Annotated in this window: 16 protein-coding genes, 6 tRNA genes and 1 riboswitch; of the genes, 19 read left to right on the top strand and 3 right to left on the bottom strand. The window is 38.7% G+C overall.

What is annotated here, in order from left to right; all coding sequences use genetic code 11:
* Positions 1 to 7: 7 nt before the first annotated feature.
* From PEPE_RS07010 to scrK, 5 genes are all read left to right on the top strand, one after another.
* Positions 8 to 691 (top strand): phosphatase PAP2 family protein, encoded by a 684-nt coding sequence (locus tag PEPE_RS07010; protein ID WP_002833309.1) that lies wholly within the window; start codon positions 8 to 10, stop codon positions 689 to 691.
* A 349-nt stretch (positions 692 to 1,040) separates the two neighbouring features.
* Positions 1,041 to 1,241: a cold-shock protein gene (locus tag PEPE_RS07005; protein ID WP_002833310.1), complete on the top strand. Its 201-nt coding sequence runs from the start codon at positions 1,041 to 1,043 to the stop codon at positions 1,239 to 1,241.
* A 132-nt stretch (positions 1,242 to 1,373) separates the two neighbouring features.
* Positions 1,374 to 2,120: a threonine/serine exporter family protein gene (locus tag PEPE_RS07000; protein WP_011673665.1), complete on the top strand. Its 747-nt coding sequence runs from the start codon at positions 1,374 to 1,376 to the stop codon at positions 2,118 to 2,120.
* Between the two features lie 15 nt (positions 2,121 to 2,135).
* The gene (locus PEPE_RS06995) at positions 2,136 to 2,627 is read left to right on the top strand and encodes a threonine/serine exporter family protein (protein WP_002833312.1); all 492 of its coding nucleotides are present in this window, start codon (positions 2,136 to 2,138) and stop codon (positions 2,625 to 2,627) included.
* Positions 2,628 to 2,801: 174 nt separating this feature from the next.
* The gene (scrK, locus tag PEPE_RS06990) at positions 2,802 to 3,674 is read left to right on the top strand and encodes a fructokinase ScrK (RefSeq protein ID WP_011673664.1); all 873 of its coding nucleotides are present in this window, start codon (positions 2,802 to 2,804) and stop codon (positions 3,672 to 3,674) included.
* Between the two features lie 60 nt (positions 3,675 to 3,734).
* Here the strand turns inward: scrK and PEPE_RS06985 are convergent, their stop codons facing one another.
* Positions 3,735 to 5,054, bottom strand: coding sequence for an LCP family protein (locus tag PEPE_RS06985; protein WP_002833314.1), 1,320 nt, complete (start codon positions 5,052 to 5,054; stop codon positions 3,735 to 3,737).
* A 136-nt stretch (positions 5,055 to 5,190) separates the two neighbouring features.
* On the bottom strand, positions 5,191 to 5,988 hold the full coding sequence (locus PEPE_RS06980; RefSeq protein ID WP_011673663.1) for an alpha/beta hydrolase: 798 nt from the start codon (positions 5,986 to 5,988) through the stop codon (positions 5,191 to 5,193).
* 89 nt (positions 5,989 to 6,077) lie between these two features.
* On the opposite strand from PEPE_RS06980, the gene PEPE_RS06975 reads away from it, so the two are divergent.
* The 14 genes from PEPE_RS06975 (at position 6,078) to rpoC (ending at position 22,111) form a co-directional block, all read left to right on the top strand.
* Positions 6,078 to 6,578, top strand: a complete 501-nt coding sequence (locus tag PEPE_RS06975) for a GNAT family N-acetyltransferase (protein ID WP_002833316.1) — start codon at positions 6,078 to 6,080, stop codon at positions 6,576 to 6,578.
* A gap of 29 nt (positions 6,579 to 6,607) precedes the next feature.
* Positions 6,608 to 6,785, top strand: a riboswitch (Lysine riboswitch).
* Positions 6,786 to 6,898: 113 nt separating this feature from the next.
* On the top strand, positions 6,899 to 8,350 hold the full coding sequence (locus PEPE_RS06970; protein WP_002833317.1) for an amino acid permease: 1,452 nt from the start codon (positions 6,899 to 6,901) through the stop codon (positions 8,348 to 8,350).
* Between the two features lie 80 nt (positions 8,351 to 8,430).
* Positions 8,431 to 9,063 carry a deoxynucleoside kinase gene (locus PEPE_RS06965; RefSeq protein WP_002833318.1) on the top strand — a complete coding sequence of 211 codons (633 nt, stop codon included), beginning with the start codon at positions 8,431 to 8,433 and terminating at the stop codon, positions 9,061 to 9,063.
* 278 nt (positions 9,064 to 9,341) lie between these two features.
* The gene (gene serS, locus PEPE_RS06960) at positions 9,342 to 10,622 is read left to right on the top strand and encodes a serine--tRNA ligase (RefSeq protein WP_011673662.1); all 1,281 of its coding nucleotides are present in this window, start codon (positions 9,342 to 9,344) and stop codon (positions 10,620 to 10,622) included.
* Between the two features lie 227 nt (positions 10,623 to 10,849).
* A tRNA-Val gene (locus PEPE_RS06955) sits at positions 10,850 to 10,922 on the top strand.
* Between the two features lie 42 nt (positions 10,923 to 10,964).
* Positions 10,965 to 11,046 (top strand) — tRNA-Leu (locus PEPE_RS06950).
* A 12-nt stretch (positions 11,047 to 11,058) separates the two neighbouring features.
* A tRNA-Thr gene (locus PEPE_RS06945) sits at positions 11,059 to 11,131 on the top strand.
* 4 nt (positions 11,132 to 11,135) lie between these two features.
* A tRNA-Gly gene (locus PEPE_RS06940) sits at positions 11,136 to 11,207 on the top strand.
* A 21-nt stretch (positions 11,208 to 11,228) separates the two neighbouring features.
* Positions 11,229 to 11,302 (top strand) — tRNA-Arg (locus PEPE_RS06935).
* A 90-nt stretch (positions 11,303 to 11,392) separates the two neighbouring features.
* Positions 11,393 to 11,466: transfer RNA gene (locus PEPE_RS06930), tRNA-Pro, on the top strand.
* Between the two features lie 171 nt (positions 11,467 to 11,637).
* A complete protein-coding gene (locus PEPE_RS06925) occupies positions 11,638 to 12,102 on the top strand; it encodes a CtsR family transcriptional regulator (protein ID WP_011673660.1) in 465 nt (154 codons plus the stop codon).
* Positions 12,103 to 12,129: 27 nt separating this feature from the next.
* Positions 12,130 to 14,595, top strand: a complete 2,466-nt coding sequence (locus PEPE_RS06920) for an ATP-dependent Clp protease ATP-binding subunit (RefSeq protein WP_011673659.1) — start codon at positions 12,130 to 12,132, stop codon at positions 14,593 to 14,595.
* 239 nt (positions 14,596 to 14,834) lie between these two features.
* Positions 14,835 to 18,443: a DNA-directed RNA polymerase subunit beta gene (gene rpoB / locus PEPE_RS06915; RefSeq protein WP_002833322.1), complete on the top strand. Its 3,609-nt coding sequence runs from the start codon at positions 14,835 to 14,837 to the stop codon at positions 18,441 to 18,443.
* Positions 18,444 to 18,472: 29 nt separating this feature from the next.
* On the top strand, positions 18,473 to 22,111 hold the full coding sequence (gene rpoC / locus PEPE_RS06910; RefSeq protein WP_011673658.1) for a DNA-directed RNA polymerase subunit beta': 3,639 nt from the start codon (positions 18,473 to 18,475) through the stop codon (positions 22,109 to 22,111).
* Positions 22,112 to 22,198: 87 nt separating this feature from the next.
* Here rpoC and PEPE_RS06905 read toward each other — a convergent pair whose 3' ends face one another.
* Entirely contained in the window at positions 22,199 to 23,149 is a 951-nt protein-coding gene (locus tag PEPE_RS06905; protein WP_011673657.1) for a nucleoside hydrolase, read from the bottom strand.
* Positions 23,150 to 23,200 lie beyond the last annotated feature (51 nt).

Below are 23,200 nucleotides of genomic sequence, written 5' to 3'. Positions count from 1 at the left end.
TTTAGGAATGTTAAAAGATACTGATAATATACCCAGAGGGTATGTGATTGTATCCGCAGTCGTTGTTGTTTTACTTGCACTAGGTGTTAAGTTACAAAACACATTTATGCAATTTTTTGACCAGTTATTTAGTAGTATCGTTCAAGGAACGGCTTTTTCTTTTCTTGAGCCAATCATGCGCTTAATTACGATGATTGCAGATACCAAGCTTGGTTTAATTTATGCAATCATTATTGCAGTATATTTGTGGTTTAAAGAACAGCAACGAGTAGATGCTATCTGGGTCATTTGTACAATGTTTGGTGGCGCTGTAGTAGCGTTTATTCTAAAAGAATTGGTTAAGCGTCCGCGCCCAACTATTGATCAAATTATTCCAGAAACAGGTTTTAGTATGCCTAGTGGGCACACCTTTGAAGCATTTTTAGTGTTAGCTTTTATTTACCTTTATTTTGTCCGTCCAATTCAGTCTGATAGTAAGCGGCGTTGGGCTTTTCGAGGATTGATTCTATGGCAAGTCTTAGTAATGTGGTCACGAATTTATATGGGGGCTCATTACCTTACTGATACGGTTACGGCGGTAGCTTTAGGCATAGTGTGGCTATGGGTTGCTTTATGGCTTTACCAGATGCTATATGATTGGATTGCCAGCTTTGTTGCTCCTTCAGGGGGACGACATCAACGACAACATTAAAATATTTTACTTAAGGGCCTAATCTTTTAGGTTCTTTTTTTCTGATTATTTCCTGATCGAACCGGTCCAAAACGACTTTTTTGGTAAAGCGGTTTCTAAAAAATAATTTGTTTTTTGGAAGAAAAACCTTTTAATTATTAATCTATCAATGTTTTAGCGGCCTAAAACAAAATATTAAAGAAGGTATCTTTTTTTTTTTGAGCATGCTATAATGAGCTTGTGCTTTTGGTTAGGTGCTTTTGGTCAGATCGTTTCATTTTGAACTATCCCCATTACTACCGGCTCAAGCTACAAATTAAACAATGCCGTCTATTACTATATAGATTAGGTTTACAGGAGGATGTTCATAATGGAACAAGGTACAGTTAAATGGTTTAACGCTGATAAAGGTTTTGGTTTTATTACTCGCGAAGATGGTAGTGACGTATTCGTTCACTTCTCAGCTATCCAAGGTGACGGATTCAAGACTCTTGAAGAAGGCCAAGCAGTTTCTTTCGACGTTGAAGAAAGCGACCGTGGACCACAAGCAGTTAACGTAAACAAAAACTAATTTAAATTAAAATAGTTATGAGAGTAGGGAGCTTCGGCAACCTACTCTTTTTTTATGCAAAACATAAAGATTTAGTTAAATACTATTAATTAATTAGGTATAATGAATTAATTGAAGAGGAGGCCTTGAAGAATGATTGAAACTAACCAAATCGTTATTAATACTTGCTTACTTGCAGGTCGAATTATGATTGAAAATGGCTCTGAGATGTCACGAGCAGAAGATACAATGAAAAGAATTGCGATGAATTCAGGTGTTAATAATTTAAAAATTTTCGGGACGATTACTGGAATTATTGTTTCAATTCCAAATTCAATGGACTCTCAGGTGGAAGGGATTAATCGGCGAGCGATTGACCTAGAGAAAGTTTCTGCGGTTAATACTTTTTCAAGACGCTATGCGGACAAAGATATTACGTTAGAAGAGTTTTACGAAAAACTAAATACTTTGGATGAGGCGACGCCATCCTTCCCATTTTGGCTTCAAGTGATTGGAGCAGCCCTAGTTAGTGGACCTTTAATGACAGCCTTTTCTGGAAATATGGTTGATTTAGGAATTACTACTTTGACTGGGGCGTTAGGCTATACGCTATTTTATTTTGTAAATCGGATTTTAAATATTAAATATATTAGCGAATTTTTTGCATCAATTATAATCGGAATTATAGCTGTATTCGCAGTGCGTTGGGGATGGGGACATTCTATCGATGATATTATTATTGGATCAGTGATGCCGTTAGTACCGGGGGTGCCACTAACTAATGCTGTTCGCGATATTTTAAATGGTCACTTGGTTAGTGGTCCGGCTCGTGGAATTGAAGCTTTATTATCAGCATGTGCAATTGGTTTTGGGATTGCCTTCGTATTTCGTTTTTTGTAAACAAAGGAGTAAGAGATGCAATTACTACTAGAATTTTTTATGGCCGGCATTGCCACCATCGGCTTTGGAATTATTATTAATATACCTAAACGGGCTTTAATTGCTGCAGGTGCCATTGGTGGCGTGTCATGGACGATTTACTGGGCGATGCTCCAAGTGCGCTTAGGCTTAGCGTTAAGTGCTTTAACAGCGACCACTGTCATTGCTTTATTAAGTTTATACGCTGCTAGGCGAATGAAACTTCCGATGATTATTTTTAATATTCCTGGAATTGTACCGCTCGTTCCAGGAGGACAAGCATACCAGATGATTCGAAACTTTGCGCTTTCTAACAGTGATATGGCAACGCATTTTATGTTAGAAGTAGGAGAAATTGCAGGGTCAATTGGAATCGGTTTTTTAATGGCAGAATTTATCGATCGATTGCAACGTAAAATTATAATTACTTTGAAGGAACACAAACAACGTAGCAAAAGTAAAAGTGCTAATAATACTGAAAAAGAGTAGGATTAAAAAATGCCCAAATTAATTTGGACATTTTTTTATTTCTTTTTGAAAGCGAATACAAAAGTTACTTGACTTTCATTTTATAGAGCGATTTACTAGTAGAAAGAGACATCTAAGTTAACGAAATTTTAGCCATGGTGACTTGAAAAATTTGAGTTATAGGAGTGAAAGTAAATGTTATTAGGTAGTATTGAAGCTGGTGGAACCAAGTTTGTGTGCGCAGTTGGGAACGAAGATTATCAGGTGAAAGATCAAATTCAAATTCCAACAACGACCCCGGAAGAGACATTGTCGGCCGTTGTAAAATATTTTAAACAATTTGATATAGCAGCTTTAAGTATTGCTTCATTTGGTCCGATTGAAATTCGAAAAACGTCGCCTAAGTATGGATTTATTACTACAACTCCTAAACCGGGATGGAAAGATACTGATTTTTTGGGTTACATGAAAAAAGAAATTAATGTTCCCATGGCTTGGACAACCGACGTTAATGGGTCGGCCTATGGGGAGTATACAATGTCAACGCTATTTAACGAAAAAATTAATTCATTAGTTTATTATACGATTGGAACAGGAGTTGGTGCAGGTGCGGTTATCGATGGGCATTTGATTGGTGGGATTGGCCATCCAGAAATGGGACATGTCCCTTTGAAACGTCATCCCGAAGATCTTGATTTTAAGGGTGTTTGTCCTTATCATGGTGATTGCTTAGAGGGATTGGTTGCTGGACCAACTTTTGAAGCGCGATTAGGTAAAAAGGGTAAGGATGTGCCTTTGACGGATAAGACATGGGATATTTTAGCTTATTATATTGCTCAAGCAGCTGTACAAAGTACATTAATATTACGACCAAACAAGATTGTGTTTGGTGGTGGAGTTACTAATGCAACCCTCTTAGAGAAAGTGCGAAAAGAATTTGATAAATTACTTAATGGCTATGTGACTGTGCCAGATTTGGATCAATATATCACGATGCCTCAAGTTAAAAATAATGGGTCAGCGAATGTCGGTAATTTTGCATTGGCAGAGAAGCTATTAACGGAATAATTATAAAAAGGGCAATCCCGATTTAAAATCAGGATTGCCCTTTGTTCTTTAATTAAAGCTTTATTGTCCGTAGTAGTTGTAGTTACCAGTAGCATTTCCTTGCGGATCAGCTTGTGATGGAGTTGTAGGAGTGTTATCAGTGGTAGCTCCGTTGTTATCTGCACCGCCTGTTGTGTCACTAGCCGGTGTCTCCACCGAAGATGCGCTTGTGGTTCCGTAATCTTCAGTGGAGGAGCTAGTAGTGTCTGAACTGTTAGTATCTGAATTGGTAGTATCGGTATCATCTTCTTCGCCAGTATAGATACTGCTTAATCCAGTTGTCCCAGTTTCTTTAGCAGATAAATCAAGGGCTTTACGGATGAAATTAGTAACACGCTGACGTTCGCTCTTAGAAACTAATTCATAAGAACCACCATCGATGGTAGTACCATTACCTTGGAGGTGAGTAGACTTTAAATGATGGGTAGCAACTCGATAATTAGTCGAGAGTGCTAAAAGTTCATTAAATGTTAAATCAGTTTTAGTTTGTTTTTGAAGAGAATTTAAGAAATTTTGGTTTAATAAAGCCGTAATTGAATCACTCTTACGTAAAATGGCCATTAAAACTTGGCGTTGACGAGTTTGACGACCATAGTCACCGTTTGGATCGGTATAACGCATCCGTGAATAATCCAGTGCTGCCTTACCATTTAGATGAATTTTTTTACCTTTAGTAACGTCGGCATGTCCATATTTGAAGGTTAATTTAGGAGTGATATCGATTCCACCAACCCCGTCAACAATCTTTTCTAAGCCACCCATGTTAATTAAGCCGTAATAATCAATGGGAATATTTAGTAGTTTTTCGACAGCTTTGATTGCTGTACCGGCTCCACCTAAATCATAAGCAGCGTTAATCTTGGAAGGAGAATAATTTGAGTAACCAGGAATCGACATAACCGTATCCCGAGGGATGCTAGTTAAAGTCATTTTTTTCTTTTTAGGATTCAAGGTTGCCACGATAATGGTATCTGTTCGGCCACGATAATTACGCCCGAGGGCCCCAGTATCAGTACCTAAAAGCAAAATTGAAATTGGTTTACTTTGCTTTAAGGTAGCTGAAACATCACGTGATTTCTGGATTTTAGCACTATCAAAAATCGAATCTACAGCATTTTTGGCATCGTACCATTTCTTAACCCCAAAGATAGCCAATATAACAGCAATAATGGAAACGACAATGATGGTTTTTTTTCTACGAGGTCGTTTCTTTCGTGGTTTTCGGCGCTGGTTTTGTTTATTTTGACCGTTGTCACCATTGTTATTATTGTCATCAGGTGTGTAATTGAACCGGTTTCTGCTGAATCGGCTTGAATTGGATCTGGGTGATTCAGAATTCATGCAACTTATCCTCCGAGTTATACTAAAAAATTCAATCATTAATATGATACCAAATTAATGGATTATCTATAACTTTGTTTAAGAAAGTTTAACAAATAGTACACAAAAAATTGGTATATCGACATTAATAACGAACTTATTTCAATTCATGCAACCAGGCCAGCGCCGTGGTTAACCAAGTAGCAATCCGATGATCGACGTGATGGTTATCATAGGCGGTAGTTTCATCGGCTAGAGCCATCCCATGAGGGCCATGTTGGTAAAGATGAAGTTCTGTTGGAACCTGCAGAGCTTGAAGGGCTAAGAAGTAATCAACCGCATTTTGGGATGGAACTAACTGATCATCGGCCGTTGCCCAAATGAAGGTTGGGGCATTGTCTTTAGTGGCATTTTGATCAGCTGCTAATTGTTGAGGATGGGTGGTCCATTTAGCTAAAGTTTTAGCGTCAGGAAAACCATCATTAGGAGTAATTACAGGAAAACCTAAAATGGTTGCAAAAGGCTGCAATGTAGTTGATGCTAAATGGGTTTGTGAACTAAGCCAGGCTGCATTCCAGTTATTATTAAAATTGCTGACGATATGACCGCCAACCGAGAAGCCCATTAAAATAATCTGATTAACGTCAACCTGCCATTTTTCAGCGTTTTGATGCGTAATATCCATTGCTTCGGCTAATTCGATTAAGGGAGCTGGATAAAGTGGCTGAACTTCATCAACCAAGGAGTACCTTAGAACGGAGACTTGGTAACCAAATGATTCCAGACGTAAGGCAACTTTTTCAGCTTGAGCTAAATCGATGTGGGTGTAGGATCCACCGGGCACAAAGATTAAAGATGGACTTTTTTGATCAGTTAAATTGGGCGATATATATGAAATTAATTCGGCTTTTGATTTAGAATTAGTATGATTAAGTTTAGTTTTAACAATTTCCATAATGTTGACTCCTTTTTGAGAATTATATATTTGGTTACATTTTAATCTTTTTACTGTTATTCACCAAAGAAAAGGTAAGGAACTACGAAATGAAGTTTAAATTAAGATATTTTTTAGAAGATGATTTTAGTAATTATCAGGCGTTAGCTAATAATCGAAAGATTGCTAAATCAGCGGGGATGAAGATTCTGACAAACGCGTTTGAACAATGGATGGCGTTTAAAGGGATGGTTGGACGTCAAGGCTTTTTAGCAATCGTCAACGAAGCAGACCAAGTTGTGGGCGGAATTTTTATTTTTCAGCCAGCTGCAGAAGATATATATGAAATAGGATACTTATTGGGTGAAGAGTATTGGAACCAAGGTATTATGTCAAAAGCAGTACATTTTGCAATTAAAAACTTGAAAAATCGAAATAAACGAGATTTTAAAGTTTTTGCTAATGTTTGTATTGACAACTATGCCTCTCAGCAAGTACTAAAGCGCAATGGTTTTAAGCGTTTAGAAAAGATTACCACGGGAATCTCTGGTTATGATCAATCCTCACAAAAAGAGTATCGCTACGAATTAAATGTAAAATTACTTGAATAATTGAACAGATTTGTTATAATTTGAATCACATCGAAAGAAGAGGTTGCCTCAATTATTAGTAGATCCGGCTAGATGACTAAGCATCAATGACCCGAATTGAAAGGAAAAGAGGCCGAAATGACTACATGCTTATTCATGTACGATTTGGGCTCTGGTTGAATAAGCCAGAGACTGTCGCAATGAAAATTGCGGAGCGCTATCTACGATTTGACTAATGATTTTAAACAGTCTTTTTGTGCGTAGGAATGCTCACAAAAAGGCTTTTTATTTTGTTTTTTGAAAATCAACAGCGCCTCTTTTATTTTATAGGAGGTTTTCTTATGGCAGAACAAGGTGGTAGTCAGGTTAAGCGTGCCTTAAAGACGCGACATATTTCAATGATTTCACTGGGTGGAAGTATTGGTACAGGACTATTCGTAGCCAGTGGATCGGCAATCTCCACTGCAGGTCCCGGTGGTGCATTATTAGCTTACGTTGGGATGGGGGTCATGGTCTATTTCCTCATGACTAGTTTAGGAGAAATGGCGACTTATATGCCGGTTTCGGGTTCGTTTTCAACGTACGCAACTAAATACGTTGATCCAGCCTTTGGCTTTGCAATGGGATGGAATTACTGGTTTAACTGGGCTATTACGGTTGCAGTTGATATTAGTACCATTGCCTTGATTATGAAATTCTGGTTTCCTCACGCTCCGGGGTGGATCTGGAGCCTGTTGGCACTAGTGCTAGTTTTCTTGGTAAATGCTTTGACGGTTAAAGCTTTTGGTGAGACTGAATATTGGATTGCTTTAATTAAGTTAGTCACGGTTATTATATTTTTGGTCGTAGGAGTTTTAACCATTGTTGGAATTATGGGAGGTAAAGCCACATATTTAGAAAACTTTGTGTATCATAAAGCCCCGTTTGTGGGTGGGATCCCTGCTATTCTTAGTGTTTTCGTTGTGGCTGGTTTCTCGTTTCAAGGTACAGAATTGATTGGAATTACAGCTGGCGAATCTGAAACACCTGAAACTAGTGTTCCGAAGGCCATTAGCCAAGTATTTTGGCGAATTTTACTATTTTACATCTTAGCAATTTTTGTGATTGCTTGTATCATCCCTTATACAAGCCCTAATTTATTAGGATCATCAGCCCGTGATGTTTCCATTAGTCCATTTACCCTTGTGTTCCGTCGGGCAGGACTAGCAGGAGCAGCTGGGGTAATGAATGCGGTTATTTTGACCTCAGTACTATCCTCAGCTAATTCGGGGATGTATGCCTCGACTAGAATGTTATATTCGCTTTCGAAACAAGGATTTGCTGCCAAAATTTTTGGTAAAACTTCGAAGCGAGGAATCCCATACCTGGCCTTACTTGGTACAACTATCGTAGGATTGCTAACCTTTATTTCCAGTATTATGGGACCTAAAATTTATATATGGTTAGTTGCTGCCAGTGGACTGACTGGCTTTGTGGCTTGGGTCGGTATTGCGATTGCTCATTGGCGGTTCCGTCGGGCTTTTATTAAACAAGGACATGACGTGTCAGAACTTAGATATCGTGCAAAATGGTTCCCATTTGGACCACTCTTTGCCTTTGTTCTCAGTATTATTGTGATTGCGGGACAAGATATTCATTCCATTGCTAATTTCGATTGGCAAGCAATTGGGATTACGTACATGGCAATTCCGCTATTCATTGTGTTGTATACCTATTATAAAATTAGATATAAAACGAAGTTAATACCGCTGGAAGAAATCGATTTATCGCGTCCAGATATCACGAAAGAATAATTTTTTCAAGATATTGTTTTGGGGTCGTTTGGTGGTACAATATGTAGTGCTAAAAAACGAAAAAAGAGGTATTTCTTATAATGATTGCTTTATCAGGCCCAATTGGCGCAGGAAAGACAACACTTACAGAATTATTAACAAGTCACTGGGAAAGTGATGCTTATTACGAATCAGTAGATGATAATAAAATTTTGCCACTTTTCTACAAAGATCCTAAACGCTATGCGTTCTTACTTCAAATTTACTTTTTGAATAAACGTATGGATAGTATCAAGCAAGCTAATAGCGATGCTCGTAGTGTTATGGACCGTTCGATTTATGAAGATTCACTTTTGTTCCATTTGAACGCTGATTTAGGACGAGCAACTAATACAGAAGTGGATATTTACGATTCGTTACTTAAAAATATGATGCAAGAGTTGCCACGTCTTTCATATAAGAAGAATCCCGATTTACTAGTTCATATTGATATTTCGTTTGATACAATGTTAAAACGGATCAAAAAGCGCGGTCGTTCATTCGAACAAATCGAAAATGATCCATCATTATACGAATACTATCACGAACTCAATAAGCGCTATGTTGCTTGGTTCGATAATTATGATCAAAGTGCTAAAATTAAAATTGACGGTGATAAATATGATTTTGTGGAAAATCCAGAAGCTCGTCAAAAAGTTATTCAACTAATTGATGAAAAGATTGCCACAATTTAATTGATATCTACCCGGCTTTTTTGTAGAATTAGTTTATAAATTAATAGAGAAATTAAAGGCGTTTAAAGTAGGTTTTTAGAGAGATCCGCATGGTGGAAAGGATTAGCCGAAACTCCGGCGCTAGTTAAAAGGTGGGTAATGCCACACGGTGATTCCGTTATCGTCGGATTGAGTGCACCGCTTATATAAGCAGGTGAACTTGGGTGGTACCGCGAAAAGAGTCTCTTCGTCCCAATGTGGATAGAGGCTCTTTTTCTATATTTAAGGAGGATGTAATTATGTTAGATTTGAAAATGATTCGTAATCATGTAGAAGACGTCAAAGCTAAATTAGCAACTCGGGGCGTAAAACCTGAAGCAATCGACGATTTATTGGCTAAGGATAATGAACGCCGTGAATTGATTGTAAAGAGTGAAAATTTGAAAAAGCTTCGTAATGAAGTGTCTGATCAAATTTCACAATTAAAACGTAATAAAGAAGACGCTAACGATAAAATTCAAGAAATGCGTAAAGTGAGCCAAGATATTAAAGGCTTAGACGAACAACTGGAAAATATTGCCGAAGAAGTTGAAAGCAAAGCTGCTCATCTACCTAATCTACCACATGAAGATGTACCGGTTAGTTTAACTGAAGAGGGTAGTGTTGAACAACGTCGTAATGGAACACCACGGACTTTTGACTTTACGCCTAAGGCTCACTGGGAAATTGGAGAAGAGCTTGGTATTTTAGACTTTGAACGGGCAGCTAAAGTTGCTGGTAGTCGTTTTGTATATTATGTTGGGGATGGTGCACGTCTTGAACGAGCAGTTTACAATTTCTTTTTAGATCAAAATAATGCAGCTGGCTTTACAGAAGAAATCACACCTTACATGGTTAACGATGCATCAATGTTTGGAACTGGTCAATTTCCAAAGTTTAAAGAAACCCATGCCGGTTATGAAGTAAAAGATGAAGGACTAACTTTAATTCCTACAGCTGAAGTACCTTTGGTAAATTACTATCGAGATGAAATCATTGATGAAGAAAAGTTACCAATTAGCGTAACAGCATTATCACCAGCATTCCGTTCAGAAGCAGGAAGTGCCGGACGAGATACACGTGGTTTGATTCGTATGCATCAATTTAACAAGGTAGAAATGGTCAAGATTGCTAAGCCAGAACAATCATGGAATGAATTAGAAAAATTAACTACCCATGCTGAAACCCTTCTTCAAAAATTGGGATTGCCTTATCGAGTGATTACCCTAACCACTGGGGATATGAGTTTTACGGCAGCCAAGACTTACGATCTTGAAGTGTGGATTCCAGCTCAAGATAAATACCGCGAAATTTCAAGTTGTTCAAACTGTACTGATTTCCAAGCTCGTCGTGCACATATTCGTTTCCGCGATGAAAATGGTAAGTTGCAATACGTACACACCCTAAATGGATCTGGTTTGGCGGTCGGACGTACAGTAGCTGCAATTTTAGAAAACTATCAAAATGAAGATGGAACAGTCAACGTTCCGGAAGCTTTAGTACCTTATATGCAAGGGACAACTGTAATTGGTAAAAAGTAAATAGTTATCTAAAAATAAGAGATCGCATTGAGATCTCTTATTTTTTTATGGAATCCATAAAGGATAAGCCTCTGATTAGAAATGTTTTTCAGCAAATATGGGAGAAAAAGGGTGATTTAAAGCTATTAAAAAAATTAATAAAGAAAAATTTAATTTTTTTTGCAAAAGTGATTGACATAACGGAGTTTTATCCGTATTATATATAAATGTGTTCACGAGAGATTTATGGAGGATTAGCTCAGTTGGGAGAGCATCTGCCTTACAAGCAGGAGGTCACAGGTTCGAGCCCTGTATCCTCCATTGAGAAGCGATTCTCAATGGTCTAATAAAATAGAATTATTTGCGGGCGTGGCGGAACTGGCAGACGCGCAAGATTTAGGTTCTTGTATCGCAAGGTGTGGGGGTTCGAATCCCTTCGCCCGCATATCGATTTTAAGCCGACTTAGCTCAGCTGGCAGAGCATCTGTCTTGTAAACAGGGGGTCGGAGGTTCGAATCCTCTAGTCGGCATTTTGCGGAAGTAGTTCAGTGGTAGAACATCACCTTGCCATGGTGGGGGTCGCGGGTTCGAATCCCGTCTTCCGCTTTGTACCAAATTTAATATTTTGCACCCATAGCGCAACTGGATAGAGTGTCTGACTACGAATCAGAAGGTTGCAGGTTCGACTCCTGCTGGGTGCATCGCTTAAAAAAGTATTAATCGGATATGATTAATGCTTTTTTTGTTTTCTAAATCACCGGTTTAAATTTGTGCTAGAATATAATGGTTGGCGGGAAGTAGCTCAGCTTGGTAGAGCACCACGTTCGGGGCGTGGGGGTCGCAAGTTCAAATCTTGTTTTCCCGATTGAGATAGGTCAAGAATAAACTTATTATTGATGTTTAATTGATGGTAAGTTTTTTTATTTTCTTAAGGTTTTGATAGCTTTAAGGCGGAATAATTAATATTTTTTGCAATTTTCTGTCAGTCTCGTATAATAATAGTCAACATTAGTCAGAGTATAGAAAGGTGGTCGTTATGCAAGGACAGAATATTTCAGATATAATCGAGCGGTATTTAAAGGAAATCTTGGCTAATTCAGAGGAGATTGAAATTCGCCGTTCTGAAATTGCCGATCAATTCGATGTCGTACCATCTCAGATTAATTATGTAATTAAGACTAGATTCACCATTCAAAATGGTTACGTGGTTGAAAGTAAGCGTGGTGGCGGTGGATACATTAGAATTGAAAAAGTTAAACTTCTTGACGATATTGATGTTTTGGATTCTTTAATACGGGTGATTGGAGATTCATTGGATGAACGTGATGCGATTTCAATTCTAGGCAGTTTATATGAAGACTCCGTACTAAGTAAACGAGAAGCGAGCTTATTAGCCTCGACCCTTTCCAAAAGTACTTTAAATATTGGCGATCGTAATTTAGAAGAACAAATTAGAGCAAAAGTGATGATTGGAATTTTGAATCATCTCAGATATGAATAGTAGAGATTAGAGAAAGACAGGTGGAAAATGGAAAATTTATTTACCCCTAGTGCAAGAAATGCCTTGGTTATTGCTCAAGAACAAGCAAAAAGATTTAAACACCCCGCGGTGGGTACTGAACACCTGTTGTTAGCATTGGCAATTGAGACCAATGGTGTAGCGCGAAGCGTCTTAGGACAATTCAATGTTACAGAAGTGGACGTTGCTGAGGAAATTGAGCAATTTACCGGCTATGGTAACTTACGAACAGTAAAAGATGATTATTTACCATATTCACCAAAAGCTAGTGAAATTTTAGTCAACGCTCAAGAGCAGGCTAAGCAATTAAACGCTATTAAAATTGGAACCGAACATTTATTACTTGCTTTAGTACAAAATGATAATATTTTGTCTTCAAGAATTTTATTGGCGTTGGATACAGATATTGCCGAGGTTCGCAAAGTTACTTTACGTAAATTAGGTGTAAATCCAGCTACTCAAAATCGACGTAGTAAGCAACGGGCTACAAGTGCTGAAGGAACCCCAACTTTAGATTCAGTTGCACGAGACTTGACGGCGATGGCTGCTGAAGGAAAAATTGATCCAGTGGTGGGGCGGACAAAAGAAGTTCGTCGCGTAATCCAAATTTTAAGCCGACGGACTAAGAACAATCCAGTATTGATTGGTGAACCAGGAGTTGGGAAGACGGCGATTGCCGAAGGATTAGCTCAAAAGATTATCGATCAAGATGTTCCAACTGATATGCAAAATAAACGATTAATGATGCTAGAGATGGGTTCTTTAGTGGCGGGAACTAAGTACCGTGGTGAATTTGAAGATCGTTTAAAAAAGGTGATTGAAGAAATTCGCAATGATGGTCAAGTGATTGTCTTTATCGATGAGTTACACACGTTAATTGGAGCTGGCGGGGCTGAGGGAGCCATTGACGCTTCTAATATCCTAAAACCAGCTTTAGCTCGTGGCGAGCTACAAACGATTGGTGCAACTACTTTAACAGAATACCAAAAGTATATTGAAGCTGATGCTGCTTTGGAACGACGTTTTGCTAAAGTGGAAGTTGATGAACCTACGGAAGCTGAAGCAGTTCAAATTTTAAGAGGAATTCGTCCTAAGTATGAAGAACATCATCAAGTTAAAATTTCAGATGATGCCATTCAACAAGCAGTTACTTTATCATCACGTTATATTGCAGACCGTTTTCTTCCCGATAAGGCCATCGATTTAATCGATGAAGCGGCTGCTAAAATTCGAATCGATGCCTCTGAGAAGCAAGTGAAAAAAGTTACGGATGAAGATCGATTAGAAAAATTACGAACAGCTAAAGAAGAAGCGATTGATAATCAAGATTTCGAAAAGGCTGCCGACATCCGTAAGAAAGAAATGAAGTTACGCCGTAAGATTGAGCGTGCTGAAAATAACCCAGAAACCAATGAAGCTAAAAAAGATTATAAATTAATTGAAAATGGCGAAGATATTGCGCAAATCGTTTCAGATTGGACTGGTGTACCTTTAACGCAGATGAAACAATCTGAGTCAGATCGCTTGATTAATTTAGAGAAAACTTTGCACGAACGAGTAATTGGTCAAAAAGAAGCCGTTTCGTCAGTAGCTCGAGCTATTCGCCGTGCGCGTTCAGGTTTGAAGAGCCCTAAGCGACCAATTGGTTCTTTTATGTTCCTTGGTCCTACAGGGGTTGGTAAAACAGAACTGGCTAAGTCTTTAGCAGATATTATGTTTGGTTCGGAAGATAATATGATCAGAATTGATATGTCTGAGTATATGGAACGTTACAGCACTAGTCGTCTAGTTGGATCAGCACCAGGTTATGTGGGTTACGACGAGGGTGGACAATTGACTGAACAGGTTCGTCGGAAACCATACTCAGTTGTTTTATTTGATGAAGTAGAAAAAGCTCATCCAGATGTCTTTAATTTGTTACTTCAAGTTTTTGATGATGGTTTTCTAACTGATTCTAAGGGCCGACGAGTTGATTTTAGAAATACTATTATCATTATGACGTCTAACTTGGGAGCTACAGCATTGAGGGATGAAAAATCAGTCGGCTTTGGTGCTCAAAATGCAGCTGAAGATTACCATGCTATGGCAGATAAAGTACGTGAAGTTTTGAAGCAGAGTTTCCGTCCCGAATTCCTCAACCGGATTGACGAAACCATTATTTTCCATTCATTAACGAAACCTGAACTCCATCAAATCGTTAAATTGATGGCTAAAGATGTCATTCAGCGGATGAGTGAGCAGGGAATTAATGCCAAGTTTACTCCTAGTGCAATTGATGTGGTGGCTGAAGCTGGATTTGATCCTGAATATGGGGCACGTCCATTGCGTCGAGCCTTACAAACTAAGGTTGAAGACCAATTAAGTGAATTAATGTTGTCCGGTGAAGCTAAGGTTGGTGACGATATTACGATCGGAGCGCGCAACGGAAAAATTAATTTAAAAGTTAAAAATAAAACATTAATAAAAAATAAATAATTTAACATTGCAAGTTGTTTGACAAAGCATATGGCAAGGAATAAAATGTAATATGTATGTTAAAGCAGGGTTAAATGAGACAGTGCGATCTATTGTCCGCAGTGTTCTAGATAAAAAAGCAAAAATAGTTTCTTATAGAGGACTATTTTTGGTTTTTTTTTGCTAAAAAACAGGTTTCAGTGCAAATTGTAATCAAACTGTAACATTTAACTCGTTTAGAAATTGGAGAGGTGAATAACTTGGCAGGACATTTAGTTAAGTATGGTAAACATCGTACGCGCCGGAGCTATGCACGAATTAAAGAAGTGCTTGATCTACCTAATTTGATCGAGATTCAATCTGATTCGTACCAATGGTTCTTAGACGAAGGTCTCCGTGAAATGTTCAATGACATTATGCCGATTGAAGATTTTGCAGGTAAATTATCACTTGAATTCGTCGATTATCAACTACTAGAACCAAAGTACACGGTTGACGAAGCTCGTGAACATGAAGCAAACTATTCTGCACCATTGCACGTAACTTTACGTTTAACAAACCACGAAACTGGCGAAATTAAATCACAAGACGTATTCTTTGGTGATTTCCCATTAATGACAGAACAAGGTACTTTCATTATTAATGGAGCAGAACGTGTTATTGTTTCACAATTAGTTCGTTCACCTGGTGTCTATTACAACTTAGATACAGATAAAAATAATCGTAAAATTTGGGGAACAACCGTTATTCCTAACCGTGGGGCTTGGTTAGAATATGAAACAGATGCTAAAGAAATTTCTTATGTACGGATTGATCGTACTCGTAAGATTCCAATGACCGAATTAGTTCGTGCCCTTGGATTTGGCTCTGATGAAGAAATCATCGATATTTTTGGTGGTTCTGATAGTTTAGATTTCACTCTTGATAAAGATGTTCATAAGAATCCCGAAGATTCACGGGTTGCTGAATCATTGAAGGATATTTACGAACGTTTGCGTCCTGGTGAACCTAAGACTGCAGATAGTTCAAGAAGTTTGCTAACTGCGCGCTTCTTTGATCCAAAACGTTACGACATGGCTCCAGTAGGTCGTTACAAAGTAAATAAAAAACTTAGCCTTAAGACTCGTCTTTTAGGTCAAACCCTAGCTGAAACATTAGCTGATCCTGATACAGGGGAAGTTATTGCTCAAAAGGGTGAAATGGTCAACAAAGACGTAATGAAGAAATTAGCAGTTTTCCTTGATCGTCCTGACTTCAAGATGGTTACATACCAACCATCTGAAGAAGCAGTCGTTACTGAACCAATGACTATCCAAGTTATCAAAGTTCAAGACCCTAACGACCCAGAACGTACATTGAATATGATTGGTAATGGTAATATCGATGCTAAATTGAAGCACATCACACCTGCTGATATTATTGCTTCAATGAATTACTTCTTCCTTCTTCAAGATGGAATTGGTAGTACAGATGATATTGATCATTTGGGTAACCGTCGAATCCGTTCAGTTGGTGAACTACTTCAAAACCAATTCCGCATTGGTTTATCACGTATGGAACGTGTAGTACGTGAACGTATGTCAATCCAAGATGCTGAAACAGTTACACCACAACAATTGATTAACATTCGTCCAGTAGTTGCTGCAACTAAAGAATTCTTTGGTTCTTCACAATTGTCACAATTCATGGATCAAACTAACCCGCTTGGTGAATTATCACATAAGCGTCGTCTATCAGCACTTGGACCTGGTGGTTTGACTCGTGATCGTGCCGGATATGAAGTTCGAGACGTTCACTATACGCATTATGGTCGTATGTGTCCGATTGAAACTCCCGAAGGTCCTAATATCGGTTTGATTAATAACTTGGCTTCATATGGTAAGATCAACCGTTATGGTTTTATCGAAACACCATATCGTCGTGTTTCATGGGAAGATCATAAAGTTACCGATCGTATTGATTACTTAACTGCTGACGAAGAAGATCAATTTGTTATTGCTCAGGCTAACTCTCCACTTAATGATGATGGTTCATTTGCTGACGACGTAGTTATGGCTCGTCATGAAAGTGATAACATCGAAACTAGCATTGAAAATGTCGATTACATGGACGTTTCTCCTAAGCAAGTAGTTGCTGTTGCTACAGCATGTATTCCTTTCTTGGAAAATGATGATTCTAACCGTGCCTTGATGGGTGCTAATATGCAACGTCAGGCTGTTCCATTGGTTGATCCACATTCTCCATTAATTGGTACTGGTATTGAATATAAAGCTGCGCATGATTCTGGGGTTGCTCTTTTATGTCAACACGCTGGTGTAGTTGAATATGTTGATGCACGTGAAGTACGTGTCCGTCGTGATGATGGCGCACTTGATACTTACAAGCTCATGAAGTTCCGCCGTTCAAATGGTGGTAAGAACTACAACCAACGCCCAATTGTTCGAGTTAATGATAAAGTTGACGCGGATGAAGTACTAGCTGATGGTCCATCAATGGAACAAGGTGAATTAGCCCTTGGACAAAACCCATTGATCGCCTTCATGACATGGCAAGGTTATAACTTCGAAGATGCGATTGCGATTAATGAACGTTTAGTTCGTGATGACGTATATACATCAATTCATATCGAAGAATATGAATCAGAAGCACGTGATACAAAACTTGGACCTGAAGAAATGACTCGTGAAATTCCTAATATTGGTGAAGATGCCCTTCGCAATCTTGATCAAGATGGTATTGTTCGAGTTGGTGCTGAAGTTGAAGATGGTGACATCTTGGTTGGTAAGGTTACTCCTAAGGGGGTCACAGAATTATCTGCTGAAGAACGCTTGCTTCATGCTATTTTCGGTGAAAAAGCTCGTGAAGTTCGTGATACATCACTCCGTGTTCCACATGGTGGCGGCGGAATCGTTCAAGACGTTAAGATTTTCACTCGTGAAAATGGTGACGAATTATCACCTGGTGTAAACATGATGGTTCGTGTTTATATCGCTCAAAAGCGTAAACTCCAAGTTGGTGATAAGATGGCCGGACGTCATGGTAACAAAGGTACTGTTTCAGTGGTTATCCCACAAGAAGATATGCCTTACATGCCTGATGGAACTCCAATTGACATTATGCTTAGCCCAATGGGTGTGCCTTCTCGTATGAATATCGGACAAGTTCTTGAACTTCATTTGGGAATGGCTGCACGTAACTTAGGTATCCACATGACAACTCCTGTTTTTGATGGAGCCCAAGATAAAGATATTTGGGAAGCAGTTGCTGAAGCTGGTATGGATTCTGATGCTAAGTCTGTGCTTTATGATGGACGTACTGGTGAACCATTTGAACAACGTGTGGCTGTTGGTGTCATGCACTATATGAAACTTGCTCACATGGTTGATGATAAGATTCATGCTCGTTCAATTGGACCTTACTCACTTGTTACACAACAACCACTTGGTGGTAAAGCACAATTTGGTGGACAGCGTTTTGGTGAAATGGAAGTTTGGGCTCTTGAAGCTTACGGTGCTGCATATACTCTTCAAGAAATCCTTACTTACAAGTCTGATGACGTCGTTGGTCGAGTTAAGACATACGAAGCGATCGTTAAGGGTGAACCAATTCCACGCCCAGGTGTTCCAGAATCATTCCGAGTTCTTGTTAAAGAATTACAAGCTTTAGGACTTGATATGAAGGTTCTAGGTGGGGATGACCAAGAAGTTGAACTTCGTGATATGGACGAAGAAGATGACGATGTTGTGAATGTCGATGCTCTTAGCAAGTATGCTGAAAAGCAAAATGAAAAAACAAATGCTAGCGCTGAAGAAGCAAAGGCTCCATCAACGGAATCAGCTCCTGTTGAAACTAAAAACAATCAAAACTAATTACTTAAAAGAAAGAGGAGGTCAGTCCGTTGATCGATGTTAATAAATTCGAAAGTATGCAAATCGGTTTAGCTTCTCCTGATAAGATCCGTATGTGGTCATATGGTGAAGTTAAAAAACCTGAAACCATTAACTATCGAACTTTAAAACCAGAAAAAGATGGATTATTCGACGAACGAATCTTTGGACCAACCAAAGATTACGAATGTGCTTGTGGAAAGTACAAACGTATCCGTTATAAGGGAATCGTCTGTGATCGTTGTGGTGTTGAAGTTACAAAATCTAAGGTTCGTCGTGAACGTATGGGTCATATCGAACTTGCTGCACCAGTAACACACATCTGGTACTTCAAGGGAATCCCTAGTCGTATGGGACTAGTTCTTGATATGAGTCCTCGCTCATTGGAAGAAATCATCTATTTTGCTTCATACGTTGTTATCGATGCTGGTGAAACTCCACTAGAAAAGAAACAACTATTAACTGAACGCGAATATCGTAATAAGTTAAGTGAATATGGTGATAAATTTGTAGCTAAAATTGGTGGGGAAGCTATCCAAGCTTTACTTGAAACAGTAGATCTTGAAAAAGAAGCTAACCAATTGAAAGAAGAATTGAAGGAAGCTTCTGGTCAAAAGCGTACCCGTGCGGTTCGTCGTCTAGACATTATTGAAGCCTTCCTTAAATCTGGTAACCACCCAGAATGGATGGTACTCGATGCTATTCCAGTCATTCCACCTGATTTACGTCCGATGGTTCAATTGGATGGTGGTCGTTTTGCTACATCAGATTTGAATGATTTATATCGTCGTGTAATTAACCGTAACAACCGTTTGAAACGATTGTTAGATTTAAATGCACCTGGAATTATTGTTCAAAACGAAAAGCGGATGCTTCAAGAAGCGGTTGACGCTTTGATTGATAATGGTCGTCGTGGTCGTCCTGTTGCTGGACCTGGTAACCGTCCTTTGAAGTCATTGTCACACATGCTTAAAGGTAAGCAAGGACGTTTCCGTCAAAACTTGCTGGGTAAACGTGTTGATTATTCTGGACGTTCAGTTATTGATGTTGGTCCTTCATTGAAGATGAACCAAATGGGTCTTCCAGTTCCAATGGCAATGGAATTATTCAAGCCATTTATTATGAAGGAACTCGTTGGTCGTGGCTTAGCTTCTAACATCAAGAATGCTAAACGTAAAATTGATCGTAAAGATGATGATGTTTATGATGTTCTTGAAGATGTTATCAAAGAACATCCAGTTCTTTTGAACCGTGCCCCTACACTTCATAGACTTGGTATTCAAGCTTTTGAACCCGTTCTAGTAAGTGGTAAGGCCATGCGTTTACATCCATTAGCTTGTGAAGCTTACAATGCCGATTTTGATGGGGACCAAATGGCTATTCATTTACCTTTATCAAATGAAGCTCAAGCTGAAGCCCGCCTTTTGATGTTAGCTGCTCACCATATCCTTGCTCCTAAGGATGGTAAGCCAGTTGTTACTCCATCTCAAGATATGGTTATTGGTAACTATTGGTTAACAATGGAACGAGCTGAAAGTGTCGGTGAAGGCATGATCTTCAACGACCTTGATGAAGTTCGTTTAGCTCTTCAAAATGGTTATGTTTCAATTCATACAAGAATTGGTGTTCGTGCTAATTCAATGCCTGAAAAGCCATTTACTGATGCACAACGTAAACAAATCTTGATTACTACTGTTGGTAAAATGTTATTCAATGACATTCTTCCTAAGGGCTTTGTTTACTTGAATGCTCCAACTAATGAAAACTTGGTTAGTGGTACACCGGATGAATACTTCCTCGAAAGTGGCGAAGACATCCGTGAACAACTAAATCAACGACCATTAATTGCACCATTCAAATCTGGATTCTTGAGTGACGTTATCGCTGAAGTTTACAAGCAATATAAAGTTACTGAAACTTCATTATTACTTGATCGAATGAAAGACTTAGGATTCTATCGCTCAACCCTTTCAGGTTTAACTGTGGGTATTGCAGATATTACTAACTTGCCTGAAAAGCCAGAAATTATTGCTGCAGCTCATAAACAAGTTGCTACTGTTACAAAGCAATTCCGTCGTGGACTTATTACTGATGACGAACGTTATGAACGGGTAATTGGAATTTGGAACGATGCTAAAGATGACATCCAACAAAGACTGATGGAAACATTTGATCCACAAAACCCAATCTTCATGATGTCTGATTCTGGTGCGCGTGGTAATATTTCTAACTTTACTCAGCTTGCTGGTATGCGTGGTTTGATGGCCGCTCCTAATGGTAAAATCATGGAACTTCCAATTCTTTCTAACTTCCGTGAAGGACTTAGTGTTTTGGAAATGTTTATTTCTACTCATGGTGCTCGTAAAGGTATGACCGATACCGCCTTGAAGACCGCTAACTCTGGTTACTTGACTCGTCGTCTTGTTGATGTTGCTCAAGATGTTATCGTTCGTGAAAAAGATTGTGGAACTGATCGTGGATTATTGATTTCAGCAATTGCTGAAGGTAATGAAATGATTGAACCACTTTATGATCGAATCTTAGGTCGTTACACAATGAAATCTGTTTTCAATCCTGAAAATGGTGAAACCATCATTGGACCAAATGAGATGATTAACGAAGCTATAGCACAACAAATCATTGAAGCCGGCGTTCAAGAAGTAACTATTCGTTCAGCATTTACATGTAACACTGCGCATGGTGTTTGTGAGAAGTGTTATGGACGTAATATGGCTACTGGTGACCGTGTTGAAGTTGGTGAAGCAGTTGGTACTGTTGCTGCTCAATCAATTGGTGAACCTGGTACTCAGCTTACTATGCGTAACTTCCATACTGGTGGTGTGGCTGGTAATGCCGATATCACTCAAGGTCTTCCACGTATCCAAGAAATTGTTGAATCTCGTAATCCTAAAGGACCAGCCGAGATTTCAGAAGTTACTGGTACAGTCGAAGCTATTGAAGAAGATCCTGCTGAAGGTACAAAGGATATTACGATTAAGGGTGAAACCGATACTCGTACTTACACATTACCAATCACGGCTCGTATGAAGGTTGCAGAAGGTGACTACATCCACCGTGGTTCAGCATTGAACGAAGGTTCAATCGATCCTAAGGAATTAATCAAAGTTCGCGACGTTCTTTCTACTGAAAATTACTTGCTAAGTGAAATTCAAAAAGTTTACCGTATGCAAGGTATTGAAATCAGTGATAAGCACGTTGAAATCATGATTCGTCAAATGCTTCGTAAGGTTCGGGTAATGGATCCTGGTGATACTGACATTCTTCCAGGTACATTAATGGACATTAATGACTTTAAGAATGATAACTACAAGACCTTGATTGCTGGTGGTATTCCTGCCACATCACGTCCTGTAATTCTTGGTATTACTAAGGCTGCTCTTGAAACAAATAGTTTCTTGTCAGCTGCTTCATTCCAGGAAACAACTCGAGTTCTTACTGATGCTGCTATTCGTGGTAAGAATGATCCACTTGTTGGTTTGAAGGAAAATGTTATCATTGGTAAGATTATTCCTGCAGGTACTGGTATGACGGATTATCGTCAAATCAAGCCTGAAGTTGTGGGCGGAAACGTTGAACAACCTCAATCATTAAGTGACGTTGAAAAAGAAATGAATGAAACTGTTGAATAATAGTTTTTAGATAAAAAGCTCACCAAATTGTGGATAACACAGTTTGGTGAGCTTTTTTATTATGGTAATTTTAAGAAACGCGATGAATTAATAGTTGGTTTTAGCTGCTTGCGCTAGCTCATCGAATTTATCAAAGAAGAGAGCGGAATTTACTTGAGTAACGAAGGTTAAAGGACGTCCGTTATCAGTAACAAAAGTTTTTCCAGCCGAGGGACCATCGGTGATAACAGCAGCTTTAATTGGTTTACTATCAACTAATTCAGGATATTTACTTACAAGAGTAGTTAGAACATCCCATAAATAATAAGTTGAGTTAGCTTCAAAAGAGTGAACTAGAGAATAACCTTGACCAATTAAATCTAAAGCAGGGAATTGGCGCTGCTTAGCCCAACGAATACGTAAAGCTTTAGTCAAGGGAACTTGGTTAGTACTATCTAAACTAACAATGGTAATTTTTAGGTCCGTATCAAAGACGGTTTCGACAGCTTGAGGATCCCAGTATGCATTCCATTCAGCTGTACCATCATGTTCGGGTTCAGCAACATTACCAACCCCGTTCATTGATCCACCCATCCAGAATAGTTCATCGATATTGTCCACAATTGTAGGATCGATTTCGATGGCACGAGCCAGATCAGTTAATGGACCAGTCATAATCAAAGTCACCTTCTGCTGAGAAGCTTTAATCTTCTCTAACATATCTAAATGAGCTGGTTGAGATGCCAATTTAGTTTTAGGTTGATTATTGTTATCCAAGTGTTCGTTTAAAATGGGAAAATCATCAAATGAAAAAGCGCTGAGGCGCCATTCTTTGGGGAATTGATTTACTGGGCGTGAATTAGATTTAGCAACTTCTAGGGTAGTATCTTGACCAAAAAGATCAATGATTTTTCTAGATGCTGAAACAGCAGGTTCTACATAGGAATCTGCTCCAACTGCCCCCACTCCAATTAACTTTGTATCTGGAAATTCCAATAGTAGAAGTAAAGATACAAGATCGTCGACATTACCATCATGATTAAAATAAATATTTTGCAAAGTAGGACCTCCCAAATTTATTAAAGTAATGATAGCATAAAGTTCGTATGT

The organism is Pediococcus pentosaceus ATCC 25745, from assembly GCF_000014505.1.
GTDB lineage: Bacteria > Bacillota > Bacilli > Lactobacillales > Lactobacillaceae > Pediococcus > Pediococcus pentosaceus.
Note: the sequence above shows the minus strand (reverse complement) of the source record. Positions and strands in the feature narration are given on the sequence as shown.